General features: G+C 65.8%; 16 protein-coding genes. 9 read left to right on the forward strand and 7 right to left on the reverse strand.

Annotated elements, in window-relative coordinates:
• Together QX135_RS06290 and QX135_RS06295 are read left to right on the forward strand one after the other, a co-directional pair.
• Complete coding sequence (locus QX135_RS06290; protein ID WP_315785708.1) at window positions 1–831, forward strand: ABC transporter ATP-binding protein; 831 nt, start codon at window positions 1–3, stop codon at window positions 829–831.
• The gene (locus QX135_RS06295; RefSeq protein WP_315738348.1) at window positions 815–1,588 is read left to right on the forward strand and encodes an ABC transporter permease; all 774 of its coding nucleotides are present in this window, start codon (window positions 815–817) and stop codon (window positions 1,586–1,588) included. The genes QX135_RS06290 and QX135_RS06295 overlap by 17 nt, the downstream gene beginning before the upstream one ends.
• A 60-nt stretch (window positions 1,589–1,648) precedes the next feature.
• On the opposite strand, the gene QX135_RS06300 is transcribed toward QX135_RS06295, so the two are convergent.
• The 5 genes from QX135_RS06300 to QX135_RS06320 form a co-directional block, all read right to left on the reverse strand.
• Window positions 1,649–2,374 carry an HAD family hydrolase gene (locus QX135_RS06300; RefSeq protein WP_315796842.1) on the reverse strand — a complete coding sequence of 242 codons (726 nt, stop codon included), beginning with the start codon at window positions 2,372–2,374 and terminating at the stop codon, window positions 1,649–1,651.
• 32 nt (window positions 2,375–2,406) lie between these two features.
• Entirely contained in the window at window positions 2,407–3,294 is an 888-nt protein-coding gene (hemF, locus tag QX135_RS06305) for an oxygen-dependent coproporphyrinogen oxidase (RefSeq protein WP_315796843.1), read from the reverse strand.
• Window positions 3,295–3,387: 93 nt separating this feature from the next.
• On the reverse strand, window positions 3,388–3,756 hold the full coding sequence (locus QX135_RS06310) for a 6-carboxytetrahydropterin synthase (RefSeq protein ID WP_315738713.1): 369 nt from the start codon (window positions 3,754–3,756) through the stop codon (window positions 3,388–3,390).
• Window positions 3,757–3,773: 17 nt separating this feature from the next.
• Window positions 3,774–4,403: a 7-carboxy-7-deazaguanine synthase gene (queE, locus tag QX135_RS06315; RefSeq protein WP_315796844.1), complete on the reverse strand. Its 630-nt coding sequence runs from the start codon at window positions 4,401–4,403 to the stop codon at window positions 3,774–3,776.
• Entirely contained in the window at window positions 4,400–4,885 is a 486-nt protein-coding gene (locus tag QX135_RS06320; protein ID WP_315773441.1) for a tRNA (cytidine(34)-2'-O)-methyltransferase, read from the reverse strand. Before QX135_RS06320 ends, queE begins: the two co-directional genes overlap by 4 nt.
• A 279-nt stretch (window positions 4,886–5,164) precedes the next feature.
• Here QX135_RS06320 and petA point away from each other — a divergent pair, with 279 nt between their 5' ends.
• From petA to QX135_RS06340, 4 genes are all read left to right on the forward strand, one after another.
• Window positions 5,165–5,695 carry a ubiquinol-cytochrome c reductase iron-sulfur subunit gene (gene petA / locus QX135_RS06325; RefSeq protein ID WP_315738712.1) on the forward strand — a complete coding sequence of 177 codons (531 nt, stop codon included), beginning with the start codon at window positions 5,165–5,167 and terminating at the stop codon, window positions 5,693–5,695.
• 60 nt (window positions 5,696–5,755) lie between these two features.
• Window positions 5,756–7,828: a cytochrome c1 gene (locus tag QX135_RS06330; protein ID WP_315773442.1), complete on the forward strand. Its 2,073-nt coding sequence runs from the start codon at window positions 5,756–5,758 to the stop codon at window positions 7,826–7,828.
• 110 nt (window positions 7,829–7,938) lie between these two features.
• Window positions 7,939–8,307, forward strand: a complete 369-nt coding sequence (locus QX135_RS06335) for a YnfA family protein (protein ID WP_315773443.1) — start codon at window positions 7,939–7,941, stop codon at window positions 8,305–8,307.
• Between the two features lie 41 nt (window positions 8,308–8,348).
• Entirely contained in the window at window positions 8,349–9,023 is a 675-nt protein-coding gene (locus QX135_RS06340; RefSeq protein WP_315717281.1) for a dienelactone hydrolase family protein, read from the forward strand.
• A gap of 43 nt (window positions 9,024–9,066) precedes the next feature.
• Here QX135_RS06340 and QX135_RS06345 read toward each other — a convergent pair whose 3' ends face one another.
• A complete protein-coding gene (locus QX135_RS06345) occupies window positions 9,067–9,285 on the reverse strand; it encodes a hypothetical protein (protein ID WP_315796845.1) in 219 nt (72 codons plus the stop codon).
• Window positions 9,286–9,660: 375 nt separating this feature from the next.
• Between QX135_RS06345 and QX135_RS06350 the strand changes: the two genes are divergently transcribed.
• Window positions 9,661–10,713, forward strand: coding sequence for a hypothetical protein (locus QX135_RS06350; protein ID WP_315785714.1), 1,053 nt, complete (start codon window positions 9,661–9,663; stop codon window positions 10,711–10,713).
• Between the two features lie 76 nt (window positions 10,714–10,789).
• Here QX135_RS06350 and QX135_RS06355 read toward each other — a convergent pair whose 3' ends face one another.
• Complete coding sequence (locus tag QX135_RS06355; protein ID WP_315796846.1) at window positions 10,790–11,206, reverse strand: 4-oxalocrotonate tautomerase; 417 nt, start codon at window positions 11,204–11,206, stop codon at window positions 10,790–10,792.
• 133 nt (window positions 11,207–11,339) lie between these two features.
• Between QX135_RS06355 and QX135_RS06360 the strand changes: the two genes are divergently transcribed.
• The gene (locus tag QX135_RS06360; RefSeq protein ID WP_315785720.1) at window positions 11,340–11,912 is read left to right on the forward strand and encodes a TetR/AcrR family transcriptional regulator; all 573 of its coding nucleotides are present in this window, start codon (window positions 11,340–11,342) and stop codon (window positions 11,910–11,912) included.
• A gap of 1,103 nt (window positions 11,913–13,015) precedes the next feature.
• Window positions 13,016–15,178, forward strand: coding sequence for an anthranilate synthase component I (locus tag QX135_RS06365; RefSeq protein ID WP_316176841.1), 2,163 nt, complete (start codon window positions 13,016–13,018; stop codon window positions 15,176–15,178).
• Window positions 15,179–15,308: the final 130 nt, after the last annotated feature.

The following is a 15,308-nucleotide window of genomic DNA, read 5'->3' on the forward strand; positions in this document are numbered from 1 at the left end:
ATGGCACTCGCCGTCGTCAAGGACCTGGACCCGATGGTCCAGTGCCGCAGCGCCAGGAACATGGTGGAGATCAATCAGGTCACCATGTCCTTCGGCAACTACACCGCCGTCAGGGACGTGAACCTCACGGTCGCCGATGGCGAGTTTCTCGCCATTGCCGGTCCGACCGGCTGCGGCAAGAGCACCATCCTCAACGCGATCGCGGGCCTCTTGAAGCCGAGCGCCGGCAGCATCGCCATCGATGGCCAGCCGGTGCGCGGTGTCCAGGGCAACATCGGCTATCTGTTCCAGCAGGATGCCTTGCTGCCGTGGAAGACCGCGATCGAGAATGTCGAGCTCGGCCCGCTGTTCCGCGGCGTGTCGGCCCGTGAGCGCCATGAGCGCGCAATGGCCTGGCTCGTCAAGGTCGGGCTGAAGGGCTTCGAGCACCGCTATCCGCACCAGCTCTCCGGCGGCCAGCGCAAGCGCGTGCAGATGGCTCAGGCGCTCATCCATGGGCCGAAGGTCATCCTGATGGACGAGCCGTTCTCGGCGCTCGACATCCACACCCGCCATCTGATGCAGAACGAGCTGCTGCGGCTGTGGCAGGAGGAGAAGCGTGCGGTGGTCATGATCACCCACGATCTCGAGGAGGCCATCGCGCTGGGGGATCGCGTCGTCGTACTCGCCTCGGGACCGGCCTCGCGGGTCATCGACAGTTTCCCGGTCGACCTGGAGCGGCCGCGCGACGTGGCCGAGATCAAGCTCGATCCGCGCTTCACCGATCTCTATCGCAACATCTGGGCCTCGCTGCGCGGGGAAGTGGAGAAGAGCTATGCCCGCCATGACTGAACGCCTCATCCAGCTCGCGTTGCTGATCGTCATCGTCGGCGGCTGGCAGGCCGGCGTCACCTATGGCGTCATCGATCCGTTCTTCTTCCCGGCGCCGCTGGCGGTGCTCAAGCAGGTGTTTGCCTGGCTGTCGGCGCAGAGCTTCTACGCGCATGTCTCGACGACGCTGACCGAGACGATCCTCGGCTACATCATCGGCACCGGACTCGGCGTCACCGCCGGCGTCTGGCTCGGCCTCAACCATTCCGCGGCGCGCATCCTCGATCCCTTCATCAAGGCGCTCAACGCTGTGCCGCGCGTGGTGCTGGCGCCGATCTTCGTGCTATGGCTCGGCCTTGGCCTGTGGTCGAAGGTGGCGCTTGCGGTGACCCTGGTGTTCTTCGTCACCTTCTTCAACGCGCTGCAGGGCGTGCGCGAGGTCAACCCGGTGGTGCTGGCGAATGCCCGCATCCTCGGCGCCCGGCGCTCGGAGCTGCTGCGTCACGTCTACTTCCCGGCGGCTGCGAGCTGGATCCTGTCGTCGCTGCGCACCTCGGTCGGCTTTGCGGTGGTCGGCGCCATCATCGGCGAATATCTCGGCTCGTCCGCCGGGCTCGGCCATCTGATCGCGCAGGCCGAAGGCAATTTCGATGCGGTCGGCGTGTTCGCCGGCATCTTCATCCTGGCGATCTTCGTGCTGTGCATCGACGCGCTGCTCGACCTCGTGGAGAGCCGCCTGATCAAATGGCGCCCCAACGTCGCCGAGCGTCCGGCCTGATCCGGATACGACAGAGCGCCGGTCCTGACGGGCCGGCGCTCTGGCATCGATCACCAGGCTTCAGGCCGGCACGAGCTCGGTCAGCGAGCGGATGATGCGGTCGGGCTTGACATCGGTGCCTTCCGGCAGGCCGTCGCCATGGACGTCGATCCAGATCGAATAGATGCCGAGCCGCTGTGGCGCCACGATCTCCCATTCGAGATTGTCGCCGATCATCCAGGTGTCTTCGGGGCCGACGCCGAGCCGCTCCATCGCGTGCCAATAGGCGCGCTCCTCGGGTTTGCCGAAGCCGTGCTCGCCCTCGATCTGGATGTGGTCGAAGCGGTGCGCCAGCGCGAAGCGCTCGATCTTGGCGCGCTGCTGGCCGGCCTCGCCGTTGGTCACGAGCGCCAGCCGGACGCCGCGCGCCTTGAATGCGTCGATCGCCTCATGCGCGCCGGGAAAGATGAACATCTGCTCGTCGCGATAGGCGGTGAAGCGGTCGGCGATGCGGATCGCAAGCTCGGTCGGCAGCGCCGGGCCTGCGGCGGTCAACGCCGCGAAGCCGCCCTTGACCACCTCCTGGCGGGCCTGGATCAGCTTCATCCGCCATTCGGCGCCGGCGACCGACCAGAAGCTGCGCGCCGAGGAGAGGATCGCGGCCGCCACCTCCTGCGAGGTATGCGGCGCCAGCTCGTCGGCGAATTCGGTGGCGACGATGTTCCACGCGATCTCGGGCCGGCCATAGGCCGACAGGATGGTGTCGTCCATGTCGATCAGCATGGCGCGGGGCAGGGGAGCGGTCATCTCCTGGGTACGCGGCGGCGGGGCTGAAGGTTTCAGGGCCATTTCACTTCGGGCGGCATCGAGGACAGGATCGAGTCGACATTGCCGCCGGTTTTCAGCCCAAATGTGGTGCCACGGTCATAAAGCAGGTTGAATTCGACATAGCGGCCGCGCCGGATCAACTGCTCCTCGCGGTCCGCGTCGGTCCAAGGCGCGCCGAAATTGCGGCGGACCAGCTCCGGATAGACCTTCAGGAAGGCGCGGCCAACATCCTGGGTGAAGGCGAGATCGGCCTCCCAGTCGCCGGAATCGTGATGGTCGTAGAAGATGCCGCCGATGCCGCGCGGCTCCTTGCGATGGGGCAGGTAGAAGTACTCGTCGCACCAGCGCTTGTACTTGTCGTACGACGCGACCGCCGCATGCGCATCGCAGGCGCTCTTCATCGCGGCGTGGAAGGCGAGCGTATCCGGGTCTTCCTGAGTGCGGCGGCGGTCGAGCACCGGCGTCAGGTCGGCGCCGCCGCCGAACCAGGCCTTGGTGGTCACGACGAAGCGGGTGTTCATGTGCACCGCCGGCACGTGCGGCGACCGCAGATGCGCGATCAGCGAGATGCCCGAGGCCCAGAACCGCGGATCCTCGGCGGCGCCAGGGATCTGGCTGCGGAATTCGGGCGCGAACTCGCCATGCACGGTGGAGCAGTGCACGCCGACCTTCTCGAACAGCCGGCCGTGCATCATGCTCATGACACCGCCGCCGCCCGGACCGCCGGCATGATCGGTGCGCTCCCATGGCGTGCGCACGAAGCGGCTGGCCTGACGTGGATAGAGGGCGGCCGGCGCCTCGTCCTCGAGCCGCTCGAACGCCGCGCAGATCTGGTCGCGCAGGCTCTCGAACCAGGCGCGGGCGCGGGCCTTGCGATCCTCGATGGCGGCAGTGGTCATGGCAGTTTTCCCCGGGGCGCGTTTCTTTCACCCTCCCCTGGAGGGGAGGGTGGGACCGCTCATGTCGCTACACCTGGCTACTACCATAAGCGATCAGCCCTGCGGGCCAAAATAGGTGCAGGTCTCGCGGCAGCTGTCGCGGTGGACGCTGACCTTGGTGACATGGCCGATGGAGCGGACGCGCTCATAGATGAAGCGCGACAGGTTCTCGAGCGTCGGCAGCCCGATCGCCTCGATCTTGTTCAGGAACTTGTGGTCGAGCATGGCCTGGATCTCGCTCAAGCGCTGCGTCAGCACGCCGAAATCCACCACCATGCCGGTCTCGGGATTGGTCGCATCGCCGCGCACCGTCACCTCGGCGCGGAAGGAATGGCCGTGGATTTCCTGGCTGGCTTCGCCGAGCGTCGTAATCGGCAGCGTATGCGCGGCCTCGAAGGTGAACGACTTGGTCAATTCCCACATCGTGTCAGTCACAATCCCTATCTGATGCCGATCATCTTGTGCGTCTGCAGGCTGAGCCGCCATTGCGGATGATGCTGGCAGTATTGAATCGCGCGCGCCGTGTTCGCGGCCGCGTCGGGCCCGTCCATCGGCTGCAGCGAGAAACGCTCGAAGGCGAGGCCTTCGAACCGCTCCGGCCCGGCGCCGTCCTGCGGATAGACCAGCTTCAGCTCATGGCCCTGCCGCAGCTTCAGCTCGGCGCCCGCTTTCGGGCTGACGCAGATCCAGTCGATGCCGTCGGGCGGAATGAGCGTGCCGTTGGTCTCGATCCCGACCGCGAAGCCGCGGGCGTGGAGCGCCGTGATCAGGTCGGCATCGACCTGCAGCAGCGGCTCGCCGCCGGTGAGGATCGTATAGCGGTCGGCGGCACCGCCTGTCCATTGCCCGGCAATCGCCTCGGCGAGATCGGCGCTGTCATAGCGGCCCCCGAGCGTGCCGTCGGTGCCGACGAAATCGGTGTCGCAGAACCGGCACGTCGCGGTTGCGCGGTCGGCCTCGCGTCCGCTCCACAGGTTGCAGCCGGCGAAGCGGCAGAACACCGCGGCGCGCCCCGCCTGGGCGCCTTCGCCCTGCAGGGTCATGAAGATTTCCTTCACCGCGTAGCTCACCCTTCGGCTCCTTGTGCAGATTGCAATTGGACGAATTGTCCGGTCTGGCGCAGCGCCTCGCCGGCGGCCATCGCCGCCGCCATCGCCACGTTCAGCGAGCGCAGCCCGGGCTGCAGCGGAATCCGCAGCCGCGCATCGGTGACCTCCGCCACGGCCTCCGGCACGCCGGCGCTCTCGCGCCCGAGCAGCAGGATGTCGTCCGCGCCGTAGCTGAAGTCGAGATAGCAGGTCGCGGCCTTGGTCGTCAGCAGCAGCAGGCGATGGCCCGCCGCCGCCCGCCAGGCCTCGAACGCGTGCCATGAGTCGTGGCGCCGCCAATTCAACTGGTCCAGATAGTCCATGCCGGCGCGGCGGAACTGCCGGTCCGACACCGGAAAGCCGGCTGGCTCGATGATGTGGGCCGCGAGCCCGAGGCAGGCGCACAGCCGCAGGATCGTTCCGGTGTTCTGCGGAATGTCGGGTTGATAGAGCGCGATCTGCATGCGAATTGGTCTTAAGACTGAGGCGGAAAGTCCGCTTCCTGCGCGGGAATTGGTGCATGGCGTGCTGCAGGGCCGATAGCGGGCTTGCGCTCGTATCGCAAGGGTGCCAATAGAACGATTCTGGACGGCTTGTTCCCCAGGGGCGGTGGAGCGAGCCGTTTTCTGCCGCCGCGGGGGACGCGGGCGCCGGCAGGATCTCCCGGTCACGTGATCTCCAACGCCGAGATCCAAGACGTCGAGCGGGGCGGTTCCACCGGCTGCAACGAAGAAAGGGTTGGAATCGTGACAGCGTCTACTGCGGATCATCCGACACGCCGGGATTTTCTTTTCGTCGCCACGGGCGCGACCGCAGCGGTCGGTGGTGTGGCCGCCTTGTGGCCCTTCATCTCCCAGATGAATCCCGATGCCTCGACCATCGCGGCCGGTGCGCCGATCGAGGTCGACCTCTCTCCGGTCGCCGAAGGTCAGGACATAAAGGTGTTCTGGCGCGGCAAGCCGATCTACATCTCCCACCGCACCAAGAAGCAGGTCGAGGAGGTCCGTAAGGTTCCCGTGTCGAGCCTGATCGATCCGGCGACCGACCAGTCGCGCACCAAGGACGGCCACGAGCAGTGGCTGGTCGTGATCGGCATCTGCACCCATCTCGGCTGCATCCCGATCGCCCATGAAGGCAACTACGACGGCTTCTTCTGCCCGTGCCACGGCTCCCAGTACGATGCTTCCGGCCGCGTGCGCCAGGGGCCGGCGCCGCTCAACCTTCCCGTCCCGCCCTATCAGTTCGTTTCCGACACCAAGATCCAGATCGGCTGAGCGGACGTTCGTCTTCAGCTCACGCTCGATCGTGCAAGATAATTTCTTCAGGAACGCATCATGAGTGGACCTTCTGACTACCAGCCGAGCCACCCCGCCTTGAAGTGGCTCGAGCAAAGACTTCCGATCATCGGCCTGGTCCACTCGTCCTTCGTTGCCTATCCGACGCCGCGGAACCTGAACTATTGGTGGACGTTCGGCGCCATCCTCTCGCTGATGCTGGGTGTCCAGATCGTCACCGGCGTCATCCTGGCGATGCACTACACGCCGCATGCCGACCTGGCCTTCAAGTCGGTCGAGCTGATCGTGCGCGACGTGAACTACGGCTGGCTGCTGCGCAACATGCATGCCTGCGGCGCGTCGATGTTCTTCCTCGCCGTCTACATCCACATGTTCCGCGGTCTCTATTACGGGTCATACAAGGCGCCGCGCGAGGTGCTCTGGATCCTCGGCGTCATCATCTATCTCTTGATGATGGCGACGGGCTTCATGGGCTACGTGCTGCCATGGGGCCAGATGAGCTTCTGGGGCGCCACCGTCATCACCAATTTGTTCTCGGCCGTGCCGTATTTCGGCGAGAGCATCGTGACGCTGTTGTGGGGCGGCTATTCGGTCGGCAACCCGACCCTGAACCGCTTCTTCGCGCTTCACTACCTGCTGCCGTTCCTGATCGCCGGCGTGGTCGTGCTGCACGTCTGGGCGCTGCACGTCGCCGGCCAGAACAACCCGGCCGGCGTCGAGCCGAAGACCGAGAAGGACATGGTGCCGTTCACGCCCTACGCCACCATCAAGGACTTCTTCGGCGCCACCTGCTTCCTGATCTTCTATTCCTGGTTCATCTTCTACATGCCGAACTATCTCGGCGAGGCCGACAACTACATCCCGGCCAACCCGGCGGTGACGCCGGCGCATATCGTGCCCGAATGGTACTACCTGCCGTTCTACGCCATCCTGCGCTCGATCCCGAACAAGCTCGCCGGCGTCGTGGCGATGTTCGCGGCGATCATCGTGCTGGTGTTCCTGCCCTGGCTCGACTCGGCCAAGACCCGCTCCAACAAGTACCGTCCGCTCGGCAAGCAGTTCTTCTGGATCTTCGTCGTCGTCTGCATCGGCCTTGGCTATCTCGGCGCGCAGCCGCCGGAGGGCGTCTATGTCGTGCTCGGCCGCATCCTGACGGTGCTGTATTTCGCCTACTTCCTGATCGTGCTGCCGCTGCTCGCCCGCATCGAGCGGCCGCGCCCGCTGCCGAACTCGATCGCTGACGACGTGCTGGCCAAGTCCGGCCGCAAGGCGGCGCCGATGGTCTCGACCGTGATCGCGCTGGTCGCCGCGGTGTCGCTGCTCGCCGGCAGCATGGGCGACGCCCGTGCCAGCGAAGGCCAGGAGAACCCGCCGTCGGCGAGCTGGTCGTTCGCCGGTCCGTTCGGTACCTTCGATCGCGGCGCCGTGCAGCGCGGCCTCAAGGTCTACAAGGAAGTCTGCTCGAACTGCCATTCGCTGCAATACGTGGCGTTCCGCAACCTCGCCGAGCCCGGTGGCCCCGGCTACTCGGCGGCGCAGGCCGCCGCCTTCGCGGCCGAGTACAAGATCAAGGACGGTCCCAACGACGCCGGCGACATGTTCGAGCGTCCGGGCCGGCCGGCCGACTACTTCCCGTCGCCGTTCCCGAACGAACAGGCCGCAAGGGCCGCCAATGGCGGTGCGGCTCCGCCGGACCTGTCGCTGATGGCCAAGGCGCGCTCGTACAAGCGCGGCTTCCCCTGGTTCCTGATCGACTTCTTCACCCAGTTCCAGGAGCAGGGCCCGAACTACATCAACGCGCTGCTGCAGGGCTATGAAGAAACCCCGCCGCACGGCGTCACCATCCCGGAGGGCTCGTACTACAACAAGTACTTCCCCGGGCATGCGATCAAGATGCCGCCGCCGCTGTCCGACGGCCAGGTGACGTTCGACGACGGCTCGCCGGCCACCGTGAAGCAGTATGCCCACGACGTCGCGACCTTCCTGATGTGGACCGCCGAGCCGCACATGGAGGCGCGCAAGCGCCTCGGCTACCAGGTGTTCATCTTCCTGATCATCTTCGCCGGCCTGATGTACTTCACCAAGAAGCGGGTCTGGGCCGCCGCGCATTGAGCGGTGATCGGAAACCTCTGATGAAAACGAAAAGCCCCTCCGGGGGCTTTTTTGCTTTTGGCCGGTCTGGCCGTCGCGCCATTGGCGAGGCACGGCAGAGGAGGGGACGCATGACTTCATCGTTGGCCTTCGCAGGCGCCGCCGTGCTCGAAATCGGCGGCTTCGCGTTCTGGGCCCGGCTGCGGCTCGGCCCGTCGCCGCTATGGCTGCTGCCGGGGCTGGCCGCGCTTGCCGGCTTTGCCTATCTGCTGACCCTGGCCGACAGCCCGCTCGCCGGCCGCGTCTATGCGGCCTATGGCGGCATCTACATCACCGCGGCGCTGCTGTGGGGCTGGCTGGTCGAGGGCCATCGCCCGGATATCCGGGATCGTCGCGGCGCCGGTTGTGGTCCCGGATGTCGCTGCGCTCATCCGGGCTACGGGAGTCACGTTGAAACGAACCCGATTGCTCCCGTCGCGCCGGACACGCATTTGCGGTAAACCCCGCTCCTGAGCTTCCAACAGAAAATGCGGAGGAACACATGGGCACACTCATCAGCTTCAAGCGCCCCGACGGCCAGGAGGCCAAGGGCTATCTCGCCAAGGCCGCGCAGGCCGATGCGCCGGGCGTCGTCGTCATCCAGGAATGGTGGGGCCTGCAGGACCAGATCAAGGGGATGTGCGATCGTTTCGCGCTCGCCGGCTTCAACGCGTTGGCGCCCGATCTCTACAAGGGCACGGTGGTGCCCTATCACGACACGGATGCGGCGGGCCGGGAGATGAACTCGCTCGACTTCATGGACGCGACCACGCAGACCGTGCGCGGGGCCGCGCAATATCTGGCGCGCAACGGCGCCAAGGTCGGCCTCACCGGCTTCTGCCTCGGTGGCGCGGTGACGATCATCGGCGCGACCAAGATCGACGAGCTCGCCGCCGGCGTCGTGTTCTATGGCATTCCGCCGGAGCAGGCGGCGAAGCCGGCCGACGTCAAGATCCCGCTGCAGGCCCACTTTGCCAACAAGGATGATTGGTGCACGCCGGCGCTGGTGGACGGCTTCGAGAAGGCGATGAAGGCCGCCGGCAAGTCGCTCGAGCTCTATCGCTACGATGCCGAGCATGCCTTCGTGAACGAGCAGCGCATGACCGTGCACGATCGCAGAGCCGCCGAGCTCGCCTGGGGCCGCGCCACGGCGTTCTTCCACAAGCACCTCGGCTGAGCCAAGAGGACCGGCGTGTCGGTCTCAACCGTGCCGCGCGGACTCAAACCGCGCGGGCGGTCTTGGTCTCGGCCGACGGCTGTTCGGCCTCATCGAGAGCCGAAGCGTCGTCTGCAGGATCCAAGGGGGCGGCGCTGGTCACCGCGTCGGCGGGGCGTCGCCGACGCTTCGTCCGCTTCGCCTGCGCTTCGAGGAAGCAATCGAGCAGCGTCGGCTGCTTCGGGAGCGCATGCGACACTGAAGGCTGTTTGCCGCGGGCCATGTTAACCAAGGTAATTCAATATGGTTAACCAATCATTGCCACACTATTGCAGCTAGACAACAGTGTTGCCCTCGCGCACAGCCAAGTTATGTAACTTTTTTGGGGTTGCGACAATCATTGGTCGATAAGTGAAGCATTCTGCACGCGCGCAACATGAGGTTGTGGAGGGGGCTCACAGCCGCCGGCTGCAGCTTTTCGCCGCTTGCCGCCGTACGCTTCCGCGAATCACCGGGATTTTGTGGGGATCTGAGCATTGATCATGTTCGCAGCGCGTCGCTTCGTTCGATGGTCGAATTCGCCGTGTCTCGCCGTCGGTTGCGTCGCCGAAACAATCTGAGGTAGCGTTCTCCGGTTCCTCTGCTGATGGAGAAAGCCGTGCGTGTGGCCTTTGCGCTGGCTGGGCTGGGCGGCTTGAACGCCCATGGCGCCGGCTTCCTCGACACCGCCCGCGCCTGGGGCGTCACGCCGGATCTCGTCACCGCGACGTCCGGCCAGATCTTGGTGCTGTCGGCGTGGCTTCAGGGTCTCGATCTGCGCAACGAGCTGATGTCCTCCGACCGCCTCAGAGATCCGGCGTCGCAGCTGCGCACAGTGCTGTTCGGCTATCCCGGCGTGTTTCGTCCCGCCTATGCCGAGGCGCTGGCGCGATTCGTCTCCTGGCCGGATTGGCGCGACGGCCCGTTCAACGCCCTCGCGGACCGGCTGTGGCCGGCGCAGCAATATGTCCCGGTGCGCAGCGAGGCTGACTTCGCGCACGCGGCGGAGACGCTCAATGCCACGCCGATCGGCGTTGTGTTCAACACCTATGATCCCGAGGCGGGCACGGGCTATCTCTATGGCAACGAGGCGGCGCGGGCGCTGCTGCCGGCGGAGAAGTCGGTTCCCAACGCCCATGCCGTCAAGGCGCGGCAATCGGCGGCCAAGCGCGATCTGCGCTACGCCTCCGAGGTGCTGGCCGAGCGCGCCATCCGCCCGATCACGCCAGAGGCGGTCAAGGCTGCGCTGTGGCTGTCGCTCTACGGCTTCACCAAGCTGCCGCAGGGACAGATGGACGGCGCCTATCACCGCGCCAGCATCATCTCCGAGCTGCACGGCTTCGACCGCATCTTCGCCGTCCGCCCGCTCGCCCAGGGGTGGCAGGGCCAGGCGCCCGCCAACTGGTTCGAGGTGCAGGACTGGACCACCGAGATGTGGTTCTCGGTCGGCTACAAGGCCGAGGTCGACGCGCTCAAGCGCATCAACGATCTGATCGCGGGCGGCGTGATCACCGATCCCAAATACAAGACCGTCGATCTGGTTGAGATCCAGCCGGAAACGCCGGCCGGCTATTTCAACTACTTCGTCGAGCGCGGCGAGGTGTATGAGAATGCCGTGGTGGCGACGGAGATGAAGTTCGCTGAGCTCGGGCTGGTGAAGCCGGGGACGTGACACGATCCGCATGAGTCGCGGCCGCTACCGCAACAGACGCCGGAGCGGCCGCGCAGGCTTGGCGACTGCCTTGGTGTCAGGCCGCGGTGATGGCCCCCGCAAGCGCTTCGTTGGTCATCGGCCTGCCGTCCAGATTCCAGGTGCCGTCGACGGCGTGGACGCCGTTGGACCAGATCCGGTCCCTGGCAAGGGCTCCGCCGGAGAGGTCATGCAGAATGTCGGTGGCTTCGCCGAAGAACGCCGTCTGGACCTCGTGGCTGGCGAGCGCGAATGATGGTGTCTTGGTCTCGATCCAGGCGCCATCGACCGGCTTGCCGCCGGCGAAGGTTTGGCCTTTCGGCAAGATGTTCAGATGGGCGGTGACGTTCGCCGTCATGATCCTGTTGCCCGCGAGACCATGGTGCTTCAGGAACGATTCCGTGATCCGCGCAACGGCGATCGGCGCCTTGTCGGCGGCGATGACGCCTTCGGTGAGTGTGAGACTGATCGGCATGATTCCTCCTGTGCTCGCCCTGTGGCGGTTGTCCTGGGGAACGGCGGTCATTAAATAACGACCGTGATCCACTAATAGAATAACGATCGTTATGAGTCAATCATGAAATAACGATCGCTATGGAAGGCGCCAGATGCGGTACCACGCCGAGCACAAGCAGGAAGCAAAGACGAAGTTGTTGGAGGCCGCGGGGCGCGGCTTTCGCCGGCTTGGCTATGGCGGGATCGGCGTCGACGGCCTCGCCAAGGAAGCCGGGGTCACGTCCGGCGCCTTCTACGGTCACTTCAAGTCGAAGGATGCTGCGTTCGAAGCCGCCGCGTTGGCCGGGCTGGACGAGCTCAGGACGGGGATCGCGAGTCTTCAGCAGCAGATGGGAGTGCGCTGGGCCGAGGCGTTCATCGCGTTCTACCTCGGCGAACGTCTCCATTGCATTCTGGACTCAAGCTGCGGACTGCAGAGCCTGACGCCGGACGTGACGCGCGCAAGCGAGGAAACGAAGGCCGCCTATGGCGCCGCGCTCGAAAAGGTCGCGCAGCAGATCGCAAAAGGGTTGCAGGGGAGCACCGATGAAGCTCGGCTGCAAAAGGCCTGGTCGCTGATGGCGATCCTCTCGGGAGGGGTGACGATGGCGCGCAGCGTCGGCTCACGCGAAGCCCGCGATGCCATCGCCTCCCACCTCAAGCAAGCCGCGCTGGCGCTTCTGTAGAGCAACTGCCGCGCGAGCACTCGGCTGCGCAAGCTGGGATCGACCTCCCGCCCCGACGACGCCGGGCTCGCCTCCCGCGAGGGGGAGGGGAGCGCACCGCCATCGTGGCGGCCTGTCGAAGCCAACAACGTTTCGATATTTGCTAACATGGCCCATCAGATGATCCTGGATCCCGCATGAGCACCGAGCCGATCACGTTCGTCGACAAGTCGTCCGGCGACAACGCATTCGTTCTAGTTCGCGTCGTCGGCAGCGTCATTTGAATGGTCCTATCGTTGAGGACGGACGGCGACATCGAGGTGTTTATGGAGGCCGCGGAGCTCGATCGTGTTATTGGTGCACTTGAGCAGGCTCGCTCGGTGATTGGTGGTGAGCGCAGCACCTTGACTCCGCCGACCACGGATTAGTGGACGCAAATCGCCAAGAGGATCCGCGCTGGCCGGCTCGCTCCTTCATGTCGTCTTCAACATGTCCGCCGTGGGCACGTTGCGCGCCGCGCTCCGGCAGGCTGGCCGCAACGAAGGTGTGCTTCATGACTCGGGCAATCGTGTCGCGAGAATGTAGACCCATGTTCAGTCGTCATCCTGTCTCGGATTGCGCTGTCGGCTCGCCGATGCAGGCGCGATGATTGACGCGAGTACGCTGCCCACCCTCCACTGGAGGGGGAGGGTCGCTCGCACGCGAAGCGTGCGAGCGGGGTGGGGTGAAGCCACGGGCGACGGTCCATGCGGAGAGATCACCCCACCCCGCCTCACGTTTCGCTTCGCTCTCCGTGAGACGACCCTCCCCCTCCAGGGGAGGATGGCAGTCGGGCCGGCACTTCGCGCGGTGCTCGAAAGCCGAGGGTTCTGAGCGGGAATGATAAGCATGCCACCTCCGCCAACCCCGACTGTGGCCCTCCCGCCCTTGACCCCGGCCGTCCCTCGTGGTCAGTTCCGCCTCATGAGCACCCTTGTCCGCCCAGCCCGTTTCTGGTGGCGCACCTTGTAAAAGGTGGCCGGTGCGATTTGTCTGACATCCAATCGCTTAGGGGCCGCCACGCAGCGGCGGCTTCCGGTTGGTCCTGTGTGGCGTTTCCTCGGTAAATTCCGTAAGAGGACCCCATGAACAGGACCGTTTTCGCCCTTCCGGCCCGCAGCGACTACCGCACCCATGGCGGGCTCGCGATCACGCGCGCCGTCGAGCAGTTCTCCGGCAATGCCAGCCGGCTCGACGATCTGATCGACCTGCTCGACCGCCGCCGCGGCGTGGTGCTGTCCTCGGGCACGACCGTGCCCGGCCGCTACGAGAGTTTTGACCTCGGCTTTGCCGATCCGCCGCTGGTGCTGGAGACCAAGGGCACTGACTTCACCCTGCAGGCGCTGAATCGTCGCGGCGAGGTGCTGATCGCGTTCCTCAAGGACACGCTGCGCGAGCCCTGCGTGGTCATCACCGAGGCCTCGCCCGCGCGGCTCGCCGGGCACATCGTCCGCGGGCCTGCCCCGGTCGAGGAGGACCAGCGCACCCGCCGCGCCAGCGTGATGTCGCTGGTGCGGGCGATGATCGCTGTGCTGTCGGCCAATGACGATCCGCTGCTCGGCCTGTTCGGTGCCTTCGCCTATGACCTCGTGTTCCAGATCGAGGACCTCTTGCAGAAGCGGCCGCGCGAGAAGGACCAGCGCGACATCGTGCTCTACGTGCCGGATCGCCTCCTGGCCTACGACCGCGCCACCGGCCGCGGCGTCGTTCTTTCCTATGATTTTTCCTGGAACGGCCAGTCGACGGCAGGACTGCCGCGCGACACCGACGCCAGCGTCTATCTCAAGGAGCCGCGCCAGGGTTTTGCCGATCACGCGCCCGGCGAGTACCAGGCGACGGTCGAGAAGGCCCGCGCGGCGTTTGCCCGCGGCGACCTGTTCGAGGCGGTGCCCGGCCAACTGTTTGCCGAGCCCTGTGAGCGCTCGCCGGCGGAAGTGTTCCAGCGGCTCTGCCGGATCAATCCGTCGCCCTATGGCGCGCTGATGAATCTCGGCGACGGCGAGTTCCTCGTCTCGGCCTCACCCGAGATGTTCGTCCGCTCCGACGGCCGTCGCGTCGAGACCTGTCCGATCTCCGGCACCATCGCCCGCGGCCGCGACGCCATCGGCGATGCCGAGCAGATCCGCCAGCTCCTGAACTCGGAGAAGGACGAGTTCGAGCTCAACATGTGCACCGACGTCGACCGCAACGACAAGGCGCGCATCTGCGTCCCCGGCACCATCAAGGTGCTCGCGCGTCGCCAGATCGAGACCTATTCGAAGCTGTTCCACACCGTCGATCACGTCGAGGGCATGCTGCGGCCGGGCTTCGACGCGCTCGACGCATTCCTGACGCACGCCTGGGCGGTCACCGTGACCGGCGCGCCGAAGCTGTGGGCGATGCAGTTCGTCGAGGACAATGAGCGCTCGCCGCGGCGCTGGTATGCCGGCGCCATCGGCGCGGTGAATTTCGATGGCTCGATCAACACCGGCCTCACCATCCGCACCATCCGCATGAAGGACGGGCTCGCCGAGGTCCGCGTCGGCGCCACCTGCCTGTTCGATTCCGACCCCGCGGCCGAGGATCGCGAGTGCCAGGTCAAGGCGGCGGCCTTGTTCCAGGCGCTGCGCGGCGATCCGCCGAAGCCGCTGTCGTCGACCGCGCCGGACGCCACCGGCTCCGGCAAGAACGTGCTCTTGATCGACCACGACGATTCGTTCGTGCACATGCTGGCGGACTATTTCCGCCAGGTCGGCGCCAACGTCACCGTGGTGCGTTACGTCCATGCCTTGAAGATGCTGGCCGAGCGCAGCTGGGATCTCATCGTGCTGTCGCCCGGACCGGGCCGCCCCGAGGACTTCAAGATCTCGACGACGATCGATGCGGCGCTCGCGAAGAAGCTGCCGATCTTCGGCGTGTGCCTCGGCGTGCAGGCGATGGGCGAATATTTTGGCGGTCAGCTCGGCCAGCTCGCCCAACCGGCGCATGGCCGGCCGTCGCGGGTCCAGGTGCGCGGCGGACGCCTGATGCAGGGGCTGCCGAACGAGATCGTCATCGGCCGCTACCATTCGCTGTTCGTCGAGCGCGACAGCATGCCGGAGGTGCTGACCGTCACCGCAGCGACCGAGGACGGCGTGGCGATGGCGATCGAGCACAAGACGCTGCCGGTCGGCGGCGTGCAGTTCCACCCGGAGTCGCTGATGTCGCTCGGCGATGCCGTGGGTTTGAGGATCGTGGAGAATGCGTTCCGGCTCAATCAGCCGGGGTGAAAGGTGGTTGCCGTCATCGCGAGGAGCGTGAGCGACGAAGCGATCCAGAGTTGTTTTCGCGATCCTGGATTGCTTCCGCCTTCGCCCGAGTGGGCTTCGGCGGACACGTCGCTTCGCTCGCAATGACGGC

The organism is Bradyrhizobium sp. SZCCHNR1098 (assembly GCF_032489375.1).
GTDB lineage: Bacteria > Pseudomonadota > Alphaproteobacteria > Rhizobiales > Xanthobacteraceae > Bradyrhizobium.

Coding starts and splice junctions, on each gene's coding strand:
- QX135_RS06290 (WP_315785708.1), top strand. CDS start 1: ATGGCACTCGCCGTCGTCAAGGACCTGGACCCGATGGTCCAGTGCCGC.
- QX135_RS06295 (WP_315738348.1), top strand. CDS start 815: ATGCCCGCCATGACTGAACGCCTCATCCAGCTCGCGTTGCTGATCGTC.
- QX135_RS06300 (WP_315796842.1), bottom strand. CDS start 2,374: ATGACCGCTCCCCTGCCCCGCGCCATGCTGATCGACATGGACGACACC.
- hemF (WP_315796843.1), bottom strand. CDS start 3,294: ATGACCACTGCCGCCATCGAGGATCGCAAGGCCCGCGCCCGCGCCTGG.
- QX135_RS06310 (WP_315738713.1), bottom strand. CDS start 3,756: ATGTGGGAATTGACCAAGTCGTTCACCTTCGAGGCCGCGCATACGCTG.
- QX135_RS06320 (WP_315773441.1), bottom strand. CDS start 4,885: ATGCAGATCGCGCTCTATCAACCCGACATTCCGCAGAACACCGGAACG.
- QX135_RS06330 (WP_315773442.1), top strand. CDS start 5,756: ATGAGTGGACCTTCTGACTACCAGCCGAGCCACCCCGCCTTGAAGTGG.
- QX135_RS06335 (WP_315773443.1), top strand. CDS start 7,939: ATGACTTCATCGTTGGCCTTCGCAGGCGCCGCCGTGCTCGAAATCGGC.
- QX135_RS06340 (WP_315717281.1), top strand. CDS start 8,349: ATGGGCACACTCATCAGCTTCAAGCGCCCCGACGGCCAGGAGGCCAAG.
- QX135_RS06345 (WP_315796845.1), bottom strand. CDS start 9,285: ATGGCCCGCGGCAAACAGCCTTCAGTGTCGCATGCGCTCCCGAAGCAG.
- QX135_RS06355 (WP_315796846.1), bottom strand. CDS start 11,206: ATGCCGATCAGTCTCACACTCACCGAAGGCGTCATCGCCGCCGACAAG.
- QX135_RS06360 (WP_315785720.1), top strand. CDS start 11,340: ATGCGGTACCACGCCGAGCACAAGCAGGAAGCAAAGACGAAGTTGTTG.
- QX135_RS06365 (WP_316176841.1), top strand. CDS start 13,016: ATGAACAGGACCGTTTTCGCCCTTCCGGCCCGCAGCGACTACCGCACC.